General features: G+C 37.2%; 10 protein-coding genes. 3 read left to right on the forward strand and 7 right to left on the reverse strand.

Features of this window, described 5'->3' with window-relative positions; genetic code table 11:
- Window positions 1–17: 17 nt before the first annotated feature.
- The 5 genes from GJU39_RS07315 to GJU39_RS07335 form a co-directional block, all read right to left on the reverse strand.
- On the reverse strand, window positions 18–833 hold the full coding sequence (locus tag GJU39_RS07315; RefSeq protein WP_245227717.1) for an enoyl-CoA hydratase/isomerase family protein: 816 nt from the start codon (window positions 831–833) through the stop codon (window positions 18–20).
- 48 nt (window positions 834–881) lie between these two features.
- The gene (locus GJU39_RS07320) at window positions 882–2,972 is read right to left on the reverse strand and encodes a ComEC/Rec2 family competence protein (protein ID WP_154280113.1); all 2,091 of its coding nucleotides are present in this window, start codon (window positions 2,970–2,972) and stop codon (window positions 882–884) included.
- Window positions 2,973–2,975: 3 nt separating this feature from the next.
- Window positions 2,976–5,006: a helix-hairpin-helix domain-containing protein gene (locus GJU39_RS07325; RefSeq protein WP_154280114.1), complete on the reverse strand. Its 2,031-nt coding sequence runs from the start codon at window positions 5,004–5,006 to the stop codon at window positions 2,976–2,978.
- Entirely contained in the window at window positions 4,996–5,796 is an 801-nt protein-coding gene (locus GJU39_RS07330) for a PorV/PorQ family protein (protein ID WP_154280115.1), read from the reverse strand. The genes GJU39_RS07325 and GJU39_RS07330 overlap by 11 nt, the downstream gene beginning before the upstream one ends.
- A 117-nt stretch (window positions 5,797–5,913) precedes the next feature.
- Complete coding sequence (locus GJU39_RS07335) at window positions 5,914–6,699, reverse strand: murein L,D-transpeptidase catalytic domain family protein (protein WP_154280116.1); 786 nt, start codon at window positions 6,697–6,699, stop codon at window positions 5,914–5,916.
- Window positions 6,700–6,907: 208 nt separating this feature from the next.
- Here GJU39_RS07335 and GJU39_RS07340 point away from each other — a divergent pair, with 208 nt between their 5' ends.
- The gene (locus GJU39_RS07340) at window positions 6,908–8,356 is read left to right on the forward strand and encodes an SDR family oxidoreductase (RefSeq protein WP_154280117.1); all 1,449 of its coding nucleotides are present in this window, start codon (window positions 6,908–6,910) and stop codon (window positions 8,354–8,356) included.
- A 36-nt stretch (window positions 8,357–8,392) separates the two neighbouring features.
- Window positions 8,393–8,515, forward strand: coding sequence for a hypothetical protein (locus tag GJU39_RS24085; RefSeq protein WP_280790409.1), 123 nt, complete (start codon window positions 8,393–8,395; stop codon window positions 8,513–8,515).
- Here the strand turns inward: GJU39_RS24085 and GJU39_RS07345 are convergent.
- Together GJU39_RS07345 and GJU39_RS07350 are read right to left on the reverse strand one after the other, a co-directional pair.
- The gene (locus GJU39_RS07345; RefSeq protein ID WP_154280118.1) at window positions 8,502–10,415 is read right to left on the reverse strand and encodes a DUF3857 domain-containing protein; all 1,914 of its coding nucleotides are present in this window, start codon (window positions 10,413–10,415) and stop codon (window positions 8,502–8,504) included. The two genes, GJU39_RS24085 and GJU39_RS07345, sit on opposite strands and share 14 nt — an antisense overlap.
- Window positions 10,416–12,389 carry a DUF3857 domain-containing protein gene (locus GJU39_RS07350; protein ID WP_154280119.1) on the reverse strand — a complete coding sequence of 658 codons (1,974 nt, stop codon included), beginning with the start codon at window positions 12,387–12,389 and terminating at the stop codon, window positions 10,416–10,418.
- A 168-nt stretch (window positions 12,390–12,557) separates the two neighbouring features.
- Here GJU39_RS07350 and GJU39_RS07355 point away from each other — a divergent pair, with 168 nt between their 5' ends.
- Window positions 12,558–13,508 (forward strand): 3'-5' exonuclease, encoded by a 951-nt coding sequence (locus GJU39_RS07355; protein ID WP_154280120.1) that lies wholly within the window; start codon window positions 12,558–12,560, stop codon window positions 13,506–13,508.
- The last annotated feature ends 15 nt before the right edge of the window (window positions 13,509–13,523 follow it).

The following is a 13,523-nucleotide window of genomic DNA, read 5'->3' on the forward strand; positions in this document are numbered from 1 at the left end:
ATTTCAGTTTTAGTTATTTACCAGTTAATTTTTTCTTTGTTTAGAAATGCGGAAATACCCCTTTTAAAGTCGTCACTTTCACGAACGCGGGCATTAATCTGGACAGCAGTTTCTAAAGTTTTTTCTAAAAGTGGCTTCGTGGTTTGACTAATGAGTTGTTTTGTAATCATTAGCGAGTTCCCCGAACTCTCTTTACACAAACTTAAAGCAAATTCTTTAACCTTTTGATTAATTTCGGATGAATTTGTTACAAAATTTATCAGGTTATATTTTAGCGCCTGTTCTGCAGGGAAGATTTTTCCTGTCAGTAAAATTTCTCTGGCAATTGTTTCATTAACCTTTTGCATTAAAAAGCAAGAAACAATCGCAGGTACAAAGCCGATTTTAACTTCAGGATAACCAAAGCTACTTTCTGGCGTTGCGAAGATAATGTCGCAAATAGTTGCCAGGCCACAGCCACCAGCAATGGCATGTCCTTCTACCTGAGCAATGACAATTTTAGGTAAGTAGTAAATGGTGGTAAAAAGTTTCTTCAGGCGATTGGAGTCTGCAACGTTTTCTTCAAAATTATTTTTCTGAAGTTGTTGTAAATATTCTAAATCTGCTCCTGCGCTAAACGTACCACTATTGGCATTTAATACGATCACTTTTACCAATTCATCTTCTTCTGCCTGAAGAAAAGCTTCTGTTAGTGCTCCGATTAAAGCTGGATTTAATGCGTTACGTTTCTCAGGCCTGTTTATGGTTATTGTAGCGATTCTTTCATTTACGCTGTATAAAACCAGGTTTTCCATCAGTTTATAGTTGTTCTTTAAAGGTGATGAAGCTATCATCAGCATATTTATCCCTGTTTTGGGCGGTTTGCTTATGATGGTTCCATATCATTCGGTTAATAGAACCAAATATGCAGGATTTTTCTTTAAAACCTGAATAGGAATTTTATTATTTTTCGCGATTTTCCTAAACCATTCGATTTTGTAATCTTTGTTGGTAGCATCAATAATGATGTTTTGATATTCAAGTTCCTTCGGGAGTTTTTCAATTTTGAATTTTGGATTCCCGGTAAACCAGATGGCATTAAACTTCCCTCTGGACGCTAATTTTTTATCATTCCATAATTTATCAATGATCAGGATTTTATATTGATCAAAGATGATCTGCCCGTCTTTCAAAATGAAATGAGACGTCGTTAATGTATTGTTTGTAAGACTGATGATCCTGGTACGATCAACTTGTGCCTGATCTAAAGCAGGCTTAACAAAGAATTGGAAAGTTTTATCTTCCGGTTTTAGATCTGTGAGTAATATAGTTTGATTACCCCGAATAAAGGCCGCAGCATAATTCTTCCGAAGGCTAAAAAAAATGATTTTCTTCTGCCTGGCAGATAACCAGCTGTCATAAACAATCATAGCCTGATAAATAATGAAAATGGAAATTGATAAAAATAGCAAGCGTTTATTGTACTTAACTAAGGCAAAGACAAAAAACACAAGAGAAATACCAAGGAGAATTAGTTCCTGTGAGTTGATCCATATTGATGAAAAAGTAGCATAAGGCAAATCAGCTATCCATTTAAGCCCTTGATTTGTAGAAACGATTATCCATTCAAAAATTGATGAAAGTTGATCTAACGGGGGAATAAGTACAGCAATTCCTAAAATCAAGATTAGGACTAAAGGAATGGAAATAAACAAATTCCCTAAAAGGAAATAAACAGGGAATTGGTGAAAATAATAAATGCAGAGGGGAAAAGTCGCAATTTGCGCAGCAATGGAAAGCGCTATCAATTCCCATACTTTATTTATCCATTTATTTTCAATATACACCCAGCCATAAATTTTTGGTTGAAGATAGATAAGTCCCAAAACAGAAAAATAAGAAAGCTGAAAACCCACGTCCCATAGCAAGTAAGGATTGTAAACTAATTGACAAAAGGCCGCACAGGCCAAAGTATTATAGCCGTTTTTGTTTTTTGCAAAAGTTTTGGCGGTAATAAAAACGGTGATCATGATTGCCGAGCGAACAACGGAAGGGGACAGCCCTGTAATTAGTGCATACGACCAGATTAAAATGCAGATCAAGGCAAATTTTAATACCTTGAATGATCTTTTTTTATCAAGAAACTTTAATATAAAATCAAGAATAAAGAAAATGATGGCCACATGGCTTCCGGAAACTGAAAGCGCATGGATTGTTCCGGTTTTGGAATACGAGGCCAATGTTTCCTTGGATAAATCAGCACGGTAGCCCAAAATAAGCGTAGAGGCTACTGCGAAGGCCTCATTATCTTGAATAAGCTTTCTGTATTTATCCACTTGTGCCGCCCTTAAATTTAAGGCGAATTTTATAACAGGATTTCCAAGATTTCGATTCGTTTTTACCAATTGTTTTTGATTGATAAACGCCTGCTCATAAATATTTTGCAAGCCCAGCCAATGTTTGAAATCAAACTCTCCGGGATTATAAGGCGGCTCAACAGGTAAAATCCTGGCAATAACTACGAGTTCATCTCCATATTTAAGTTTTAAAGGATAAACGCTATCGAGCTTTATCGCGACAAGGATTTGACCACTTAGTTTGGTTTGTGTGCTCTTGCTGTAACCAGAGAGAACCTTCGCTTTAAATCTCAGGATACCATTTGCTTTGCTGGGATCATCATTTATACAAATCTTTAAGTAATCAACATGCTTTTTTGTAAAATAATCCGTTTTAAATTTTTCGTTATTTGTAAGGCAGATAATGCCGCCTAGCAAGAAACACAGCAGGTAAATTACCATACCAGTTAGTCCTTTGAATTTGTAGGCATTTAGTTTTCTGTAATAAATATTGATAAATAATATCGTCAGAAATAGAACGATAGCTATTGAAATAATAGTGGAGATGATATCATTTTCACTCAGAAAATAAAAAATTCCGATTCCCGCAATGAACGGGACTAAAATTCTTACGAAAACATATTCTTCCTTAAACATAATTTAGAATTGATACCGTAATTGAAGCTTGATCTCCGATTTTTTATTTCCTTCAATCTCATCCAGGTAGGTGCCAACAGTTTCTACATTGCGATAATAAAACAGGGCATACCTTGCCCAGAGATTTAGCTTCTTTGCCAGGTTATATTTCAGATTCAGGTAGGTTCTGAATCCTTTGCCACTGTACATCCCAAAGGCGAAACTGTATAGTACGTCATCTTCATAAGCATAGATCCGACTGTTGTAACTCGGAGTATTAAAGTAGGCAACTCTGATGTTCCCGGTAATTTTTGAGAAAAGGGGTGAGTAATCTACATCCTGATAAACCAGATAACCAAATTCTGCCTTTGCTTCTCCTTTTTTATATTGAGAGATTTCCACTCGGTTTTGAAACCGCCACCTTTGATTTGCCTGCCAGTTAGATTCAATTCTATAACCTTCTCTTTTTACGTTATCTAAAAAATTAATAGGTACGTCAAGATCTGTGTTTTGTTGTTTGTTTTCTGTTTTGAAACGAAGCAATATTTTGAATATTTTATTCGGTGTATAGATCGCCTGGCTTAAAATTTCATAGCCCGCAGATGGCGCATCTACTCTGAATTTAAGCCACGGGAAACGAAAATAATCGCCATAAAAAGAGAAGGCCCAACGCTTATTTGGAATGATGTTTAACCCTGCATAAAGCCCTTTTTCGTTTATAGCCTCACTTGATTCGGATACACCCTGATTGAAAAAGTTATGGTAGTTTTTGGCATAATTCCGATAGGTAACGGCGGCAGAAACTGTAGGAGATAAGCTGATTAATAACCCGCTTAAATAAGCCGAACCGCTAGCGAGGCTTTTCCCTCCCTCGCCATAAAAATAAATATTTCTAAAGGTGTAGTTATAGTAAAGGTCCAGGTTGGTTAACGAATTACCAGTAAAGCTAAATCGGTCGTACAAGGCAGATTGCGTGATAAACCTGTTCCCATATTTGCTGTGGTAAGCAATTCCTCCAACCGCAAACTCATTTTTAGCGTATTGTAATACGCCTCCATATACCTGTTGGCTCAAGCTATTCTTGTTTTTGATTTCAGCCGGTGTTCGATGTAAGCCTGTTTGATTTATCGTAGACTGCACTAAGTTTCCTTCAATATCTAAACTCTGGCTGGCATCCAGATTTCTAAAAGAGACAAAAGGCGTAAAGTCAAAACCGTTATACAGATTAATCGTCGCAGACGCTCCCCTGAAGAAAGAATATTCGTTGGTAGAGTTATAAGGTCGCAAACCCAAATCCTTTTTGGCTACGCTGGTAACATCCGGTCCTTTACCAAAAGAAAATCCCGACCATAACGTTAACCCCTGGCCAAATTGCATCGTATAATCTCCAACCACCAGCTTTTTGATTTTACCCAATTTAGAGATGGCAATGTTTCCGGAATAGAAGTCGAAAGGTTTACCGATAAACTTTTCACCAGCATCCTTATCCAAAGTAATTGCTGCTGAAACGATGGAACCATAAAGATAACGATATCTGGTTTGAAAGCGCTCAGGAGAACCTAAATACCTATTTCCTGGCAAGTCTGTAAACCCTTTTTGCTTCTGCAAAGTCTGGGCGAAGCGTAACATCAGGTCGTTTTCTCCTAAATTAAGCATGTTCCTCCATGTTAATTTCTCATACTCAGTATTTCCATTCAATGTTACAAAAGGTAAAAGACTTTGAACGGTTTTCATATCGAAGCCATCAATTGACTGGAGTTCTAAAACGTCTGCAATATTTCCACTTTCTTTAATTCTGGTAAAGAAATTACTAATTTGTAATGGAGAAAGAAATATGAAAGTCTTCAATTCTTCCGGAGTTGTTTTATTAAGATTAACAGGATGTTTTTTGTACCGGACAAGGATGTCAATCAATTCCGTAATATCATAATCGTCTGGCAGATTTTCAGCAACGCTTTCCAAAATGTCTTTAATTTCGAGTTGCTGTTCGGGTGTTTGTGCATTTGCGATGAATCCTATCATCACAAAAAACGTAGTGAAGAATTTAAAACGCATATCCTATGGCAATTTGAGGGGCATATCCTAAATTCGTATCATACGTTGTCGCCATATCCATTGCGAACTTTTTATAATTCAGTCCGAAGCCGAGATGTTGCTTAAAGGGCTTGGTGCTTAAGCCACCCCTGAGACTTAGTAAATCATAAAGCTTATATTCCAGGCCCAATCTGAAATCTATCGACTGGTCTGAAACCTTCGAAACGGTTGTGGCAATTAACACTTGGTTTGTTGCCAGATAACTGGCCCCAAAATTAAACGATGTGGGGATTTTCGCAGCAATTAAATCGCTGTTAAACTTCTGCGCGGATGGATTATTAGTAAATGCACCAATACTAAAGTTATTGCTTAACCTATAGAAAATACCAAAATCTATCGAGAAGCCGGTTGAAGAACCATAACTGGAAATTTTCAGCTCGTGATAATTTCCGTTAAGTGCCAGCGAAAACTTTTCTCCAAATCTTTTTGAATAGGCAAAACCAACTTTACTTTCATCGTAGGCGGAAAAACCATAACGCTGGAAACTTGTACCAAGGTAATTCTTCCCGAAAGGAATAACGGCAACTATACCTTGCGAACTTATGTCTTCACTTAAAAGGTGTCTGATATAATTTAAGGAGATTGCTGGTTGATCAAGAAAGGCGATTCCTGCGGGGTTGGCTTGCAAAGACCATATATCAACAACTGCTGTACCATTATCGGCCATTGAAGAGAGCCGCGGACCGAGGTTATTTTGTGCGTAAACACATGAAGTTAATAGCAATATCGATAAACAATACAATATTTTCATAATCAGGTATAAGACCGGGATGTATAAAAATAGGGTGATTTGCTTTCGTGCTAAATGTAGTAAATTATTTACAACTTATACGTTTAAATCATTGTCTTTTTGTAGTTGCTATTGATGCTAATTCATTTTTGCTGTGAAAACTTCCTGTTGATTAGAAACCATGCTCGCTGCCAGTGTTTCATTCAAAAATTGTGAATTGTAATTTTGATTAGAGCCGTTAATAAACAAAACAGTTCTACCAGCGATTATTTTGATAATTTCATCTGAAAGTTGCGAAGCAACAGCAGGACAACCTTGACTGCGCCCCAGTCTTCCGAGTTGATCAATTGTTCCCTGGCTAACATAATTAGCGCCATGCATTACAATAGCTCTTTCTCTTGCTTTATCATTGAAGCCAAGGTCCATACCATCTAATTTCAATGACCGGCCATGTTTGCCAGCGTAAATTTCTCCGGTGATATAGAAACCCAAACTGCTTTGATTTGAATTTGGCGTGTTAGAAAAGTAGGCTGGCTTATCTCCGCCACTATTTTGCCCGTGAGCCACCCAGGTATTCACCAATAGTTTATTGTTTGCCAGATCAATAATATAAAGACGTTTCTTACAGCTTTCCTGATCGAAATCAGCAATTGTCAGGATAGATTTTTCCTGAACTAAGCCGGAATATTTTAAATTGTAAAAGCCAGTTAATGCTTTCTCAAATACAGTTTCACTTAAGCCTGTGGAATCAAGTTGAGCCGCATGATAAATATCAGATATATAATGGCTATAAATGCTGTCTCTGGCAATTTTAAGGCTTGAATTTTGTTTTGAATGTGAATGCTCTACAGCCTTCCAACTCGTACCGACAATGCTCATACCCATCAAAAAAATCGTAGCAACGCCCAGGATGTTTCTTCTCATCAAGTAATATTTGGTAAATTCTAAAAACTAATACGAAAGATAAAAAGATTTGTTGTCTATAGAGAATAAGTAAATGTTTAATTACAAAGTGTTTTACTTTTCAGTGACTTAAGCTTTTTGATTTCCAGGAATTGCCTTGAAAAAGATTGTCGCGCTATAATCTGTAACAAAGCAGGCAGATAACTGTTAATCATTAAATAACAGCCAGATGAAAATTTTATTGACAGGAGCAAACGGATACATCGGTACCAGACTACTACCCTTACTTTTAGAAGAAAATCATGAAGTGGTTTGTATGGTGCGAGATAAACGAAGATTTATTTCACATTCTGATGCTGCTGCCGAGGTTACGGTAATTTCCGGCGACCTGTTAAACCTGGATTCATTATCAGAAATTCCAGAAGACATTGATGCTGCGTATTACCTGGTTCACTCCATGTCTTCCAGCGACCAGGGATTTTCAGACCTGGAACGAAAGTCTTCTGAAAATTTTTCTGCTGTGATTCAAAAGACGCGTTGTAAACAAATTATCTACCTAACTGGAATTGCCAATGATGAGCGTTTATCTAAACACCTGGGTTCCAGGTTAGCAGTAGAAGATGAATTGAAATCATCGAACATTGCCTGTACCATTTTGAGGGCCGCAATTATTATAGGTTCCGGAAGTGCCTCCTTTGAAATTATAAGAGATTTAACAGAAAAAATACCAGTAATGGTGGCCCCGAAATGGGTGAAAACACTTTGTCAGCCTATTGGAATCAGAGACGTTCTGGCTTATCTAATCGGCGTTTTGGAAAATGCCAGGGCATATAATGAAACTTTTGATATTGGTGGGCCGGATGTTTTATCCTATCGGAACATGCTATTGGGTTATGCTAAAGAGAGAGCCCTGAAACGTTGGATTATCACTGTTCCGGTATTAACGCCAAGGCTATCATCTCTCTGGCTTAACATGATTACACCGGTTCCTTATTCTTTAGCAAGAAGTCTGGTTGATAGTATGAAAAATGAAGTAGTTTGCAAGGATAACCGCATCCAGCAGGTAGTCCCCAGAAAGTGTTTAACTTATGCCGAAGCTTTGCACCTGGCGTTCGAAAAAATTGATCAGAATTCTATCGTTTCAAGCTGGAAAGATGCGCTAAACAGGGGATACCTGCAAACGGACTTTATGGATCAGATTAAAGTTCCTCAGAACGGCACTTTAGAATATAAGGTGAAAATGCAGTTTGAGCGTAAAGCGGAAGAAGTTTTCGAAAATATCTGGAGTATCGGTGGAAACAGGGGGTGGTATTATATGGACTGGCTCTGGCATTTCAGGGGCTTTCTGGATAAAATGTTCGGTGGGGTAGGGACGAGGCGTGGAAGAACCAGTAATACCGATTTACAGGCTGGAGATGTTCTCGATTTCTGGCGCGTTTTATTGGCCGATAAAAAGAATAAGCGATTGTTGCTATATGCGGAAATGAAGGTGCCCGGAGAGGCCTGGCTGGAATTAAAATTATTCGATTTCCATGGGAAGGCCTATTTATCTCAAATTGCTACATTTAGGCCCCGGGGACTATGGGGAAGAATGTATTGGTACGCCATGTGGCCATTTCATTTGGTGCTCTTTAAAGGTATGGCTAAACAGATTACAAAATATCGACCCGATAATTAATGAATTTAACTATTTTTGCTTTTCTAAACCTGCAACATGCCGAATCAAGAACACGATTATTCTTTCTGGACAAAATATAAACGCTTTGCATCAACCGAGATTCTGATGTACCTGATTATGATTATCGGAATTGGAATCGGAATTATTATTTTAAGTTAAGTACTAATTTAAGGTGATCAGCAATGTTAACGTCATTGATGAACTTTGAAAATTCAGCATATTTTTCCGGGGGGAACGTACCATCGTTCAAAACCAGTTTGCGGTAATAGGTTAGCTTTCTGCCTTGCTTACTTACACTTCTTTTGTATTCTCCGAATGGGTTTTTAAGGTTTTTATCTTCAATTAATATCAATTCAGTTTTTACGTTTTCGGGTAATTCATACTCAATCGTGTCTTCATCAGTAAATCCACGATTAATATAAACTGGCAACATCCGGCTGTTTAATTCCTGAATAGTGGGTTGAATGTTAAATGCATTCAGCTGCAAATACATTTTCGTGCCATTTATGGGTGCATAATTTCTTATACTGAGTTTAAGATCTTCCGTAAGCTGTGGACTGATTTCCTTTTTTTGAGAAAAGCCAACGTCTGTAAAATCTATATTATCAACGTTATAAGCCGTTTTCAGCAATTTGCGCTGTTCTGCCAGCGGGTGATCAATAATTATTTCCCGGTTATCATATTGCGCACCTGAAAATAGAGTATTTATCTTTCCCGTAATGTCGCCATCCTGACTGATATTTAATTCCGCCTTGCGAATTTGCAGGTTATTTTGCGCGCTTAATTTTGGGGTTTTAAGCAGTTTTCCGCCTGTAGGTGTACAGGCGAACACAATTCTGTCATCAGTAAAATCGCTTAGAAAACCAAAAGGAATTTTTTGATTGGTACATTCCAGCCAGGTCGTATCCCCTTTAAGTGGCAGGCATAAAATGATGTGATTACCTTGCGCCATGCTGGCAAAAGCCGGATCAATGTTTTTTTTAAGGGAACCCGCCTCTACTACGCAATAATATGATTCAATATCCGCTGCTTTAAGCAGGCTTTGCATATAGTTTACCAATGCTTTACAATCACCATAACCTAAGCGGTCAATTTCACTTGCAGCAACGGGCTGAAAACCGCCAATACCGATCTGTACGCTGATATATCTCGTTTTTTCCTGTAAATATTTATAAATTTTTCTCGCCTTTTCTTTCTCATTGCTATCATCTTTAACCAAAATTTTTATTGCCTGTAGCGTGGGTATCGGTAATGCCGTGCGCTCTTTTAACAAGTCGTCATATACCCATTTTCCTAAATCCTGCCAGTTGGAATAACTTCCCGTTCGGCCATAGTAATAGAATTGTTTTGGAGCAATTTGCACTTTGGTTAGATAATGTTCCGGATCTGGACTATATGGTTCTGACCTGGTGGCTGCAAGATTACTGATTAGCCATACTTGTTTTTTCTGTTTTTCATCAATAGTTTCTACAGGTTCGCCTTTATAATTCTGCATTTGAATCCGAACCTGGTCCGCGGGCTTACTAATAAAAGTATAACTGCTTTTTTCAACGGAAATGTTGTTCTCCAACGCAGGCACCCAGTCTCTGATAATCAGATTTTGTTTATTTCTAGTTTCTATTTCATAAGAAACGGTATAGGGGTATTGGTTAACCGATGGCCTAAAATATTTTAGCCTGCTATCTATAAATAATGAAAATCCATCGGCAGCACTTACATCAGAAAAATTATTTAGATTAAATTTACTGGTTAATATTCCTGCAGCATTGTAAATTTCACCTTTAATACTCTTAATCGATGTATTTTTGTCATAGCCGATAACCATTCGGGCATCATCATCTCCATTTTCGTTGAAAACGGTAATCACCTTTTTTTGTAAACGGATCACATTATCTGGTGCCCTCATATCAACCGTAATCTCCTCGTTCCTGATACAGGCATTTGCCCGGCTGCGCAATTGAGGTAAAATCAGGTCTGCATCGTAGTTTACTTGTGCGAATGTAAAAGTTGAAAGCAATAAAAGGGTGAGAAGCGATATAACGGAAATAACAGATTTCATTTAGTTTACTTTTTTAAGCAAAAATTCACTTTTTTGATTTTGAATAATTTTGCTGTAAAACTCTTTCAAATAGAGATACAATTCTGGCTCATAAATCGCATTGTTAAACTGCAAAGCCTGATTCAGTGATAAAGTATTATTTTCAAAAGTCGTATTCAGTAAGTATTTTCCGCCTGAATTAGGGAGGCCTATTGCCATATTTTTAGGTTTCTCCAGTAGTTCATACTTTTCTGGCAGGACAATATTAATCGAGATTCGCTCATCAGTTGCTGCACCTAAATCAACAGGATAGGTTCTTTCATCCAGATTAAATGGATTTTTCGTTATGGCATTAATGAAAAACGGACTCAAATAGAACTGCTTATTATTAGAACCATCATTCACTGTAAATTCAACCTCGAACACTTCCGTCAGCACATTCTCAATACTGTCAATGTTACTGATTGACTGATGTAAAATTTTTATCCTTGGCAAACGTTCATCTATTTTTTCGACATATTCTTCTACCGATCCATATTTTTTAATTTCTCTTCTCCTGTTAAAAGCTGAATAACCCTGACTATGCGTAGTAAGTGTTCCGGTTAGTTTCCCATCATCATTCAATTTTCCAAACAATATGTAGCTTGTAACTGCCTTTTGGCTGGCTTTCAGGTCAATCCAGTAAGATGCTTTTTTCAAATTAATTACCCTTCCTTGGTCATTTATACACCTTAAAGGCAGCAAGCCGAAAGGAAGTAGCGGCTCAGAAGCATCTAACAGGTAGCTTTGATCACCTATATTTACTTTAGCAACTATATAGTTAAAATCCGAAATAATAGGATAGAGCTTATTAAGTGTTCCGTTTTCTCTTGTTGATAAAATTACGGCTTCGGCATCAAGGTTTGCCGCTGATAGCGCTGCAATCAGGTTAAAGTTAATGTCCGCAATATTCCCAGACCTGATTTCCAACGCTTTTTTAACGCTTTCTTCTGAGAAAATACCATAGTAATTATTCCACTTAATCTGTTTTTTAATGTAGGCAAAAACCGCTTTCGCCTTTTGCAGATCATCTGTTGCATCTTTTGTTATCCCTGCAATGAGATCTTTATAGAGGTCTTTTCGCTTCATTTGTGCACCAAAAGATTTATCCAAGGTAAGCTCATAATCTACATCTTTCCAGGTTTTGGTATAAGAGGTTTTGCCTCCGTTAGGGCTGGTATAATCAGATAATTCGAAATAAATGGCTGATTTGAAATTACTTGCTGCTGTCATGTTCTCTTCTTCGACAAATGCCGGAACATTCTTCATCAGATAACTGATTTTCGAGCAATCTATCTTCACACCATTTATTCGTAAACATTCTTTTGAAATTTCAGATTTCTGATCAGTAAGTTTTAAATAGCCCCTTAAAGATACATTGTAGTTGTAAATGCCAGGAATATACACGAGGTATTCGCTCGATACTTTTGGCAGATCAGACTGAAATTGCCAGGTTTTAAAATTGAAAAGTCTGGGAGATCTTAATTTATAGGAATATTCGATTATGGAGCCTTCTTTCAAGTTTGGAAGGGTGAATTTAGTTAAGCGGGTGTATTTCGATTTATTTTCGATGAACACAGCTTTTTTATCCATAATCGTTTCAGCAAAATTGTCGTTAATGTAATTAAAGGTAGAAGCTTTCAAATCTATTATGTTTTCCTGGCGGCTATCATCCTTATAAGTGGGTATTACAACATTAGCGGCATTAAAACCATTTTTGTTGTAGATTTTAATTTTTGTATGGTACTCGAAAACTAGTTCAAGCTGACCCGTTGCATCATCAATTTGAATAGATGCAGTTCCAAATTCTTTAAGTACAACGGCATTAGCGTTGCTATCTATTTTATTTTTATCGAATTCCAGGTCATCATAAGTCGCCTGTCCAAAAGGAAAATTTTGAGCGAAAGAAGATAGCGTCAGAAAGCAAAGAGCAAGCGGTAATAATAAGATTTTCATTTAAAGCGTAATTTCCTGCAATTTAATGCTCGTTAAGATAAGTATGAAATATTTTGAATTAAATAAATGCGATGTACAAACAAATCAATCCTTTTTAGCACTTTTGAATAAATATATATTAATGGATGTAGCTCAAACAGCTTCGTCTAAATCTGATATTAAAAACCGATGAAATTAAATTTAAAGCGCCCTTTAGCATTTTTCGATCTTGAGGCAACTGGTATAAACGTAGGTGCAGATAGAATAGTAGAAATTGCAATTCTTAAGGCAATGCCCGATGGAACCGAAATTGTTAAAACCTGGCGTGTAAATCCTGAAATGCCCATTCCATTGCAGACCTCTTTAATTCACGGCATTTATGATGAGGATATTGCAAACGAGCCCACCTTTAAAGTTTTAGCGAAAGAAATTGCTGAATTTATTGGCGAGAGCGATTTGGCGGGTTACAACTCAAATAAATTCGATATTCCCATGCTTTTAGAAGAGTTTTTAAGAGCAAATATTGATTTCGATATGAGCCAGAGAAAATTTGTCGATGTACAAAATATCTTCCACCAGATGGAGCAACGTACGTTAAAAGCGGCATACAAATTTTATTGTCAGGAAGATTTGGTAAATGCACATGCTGCCGAAGCAGATGTTATTGCAACCTATAAAGTGCTTTTAGGTCAGTTGGAAATGTATAAAGAAACTGAATTTGAAAGCAAACAAGGTGTAAAAAGCGTTCCTGTTGTAAATGATATAGATGCGCTACATGTATTTACAAATATTAACAAACCGGTTGATTTTGCTGGTCGTATGGTTTATAACGATCAGGATGAAGTTTGCTTTAATTTCGGGAAGCATAAGGGCAAAACAGCTCAGCAGGTTTTTGCAGTGGAGCCAAGTTATTATGCCTGGATGAAAAATGGCGATTTCCCACTTTACACCAAGAAAAAACTAGATGAAGAGTGGGCAAAATTTAATGCTAAAAAGAACGAAAACAGGGCACCGAAGCCGCAAAATAATGCTCCACAAGATCGCCCAGCATTTAAGAAACCACAACCAAAACCGGAGAAACCTGCACAGCCGATCAATACCGACATGCTTGAGCAGTTAAAGATGAAATTTGGTAAATAAATAAAATTCTAATCA

Origin of the sequence: Pedobacter petrophilus (assembly GCF_009674725.1) — a bacterium.
In the GTDB taxonomy this organism is placed as follows: domain Bacteria; phylum Bacteroidota; class Bacteroidia; order Sphingobacteriales; family Sphingobacteriaceae; genus Pedobacter; species Pedobacter petrophilus.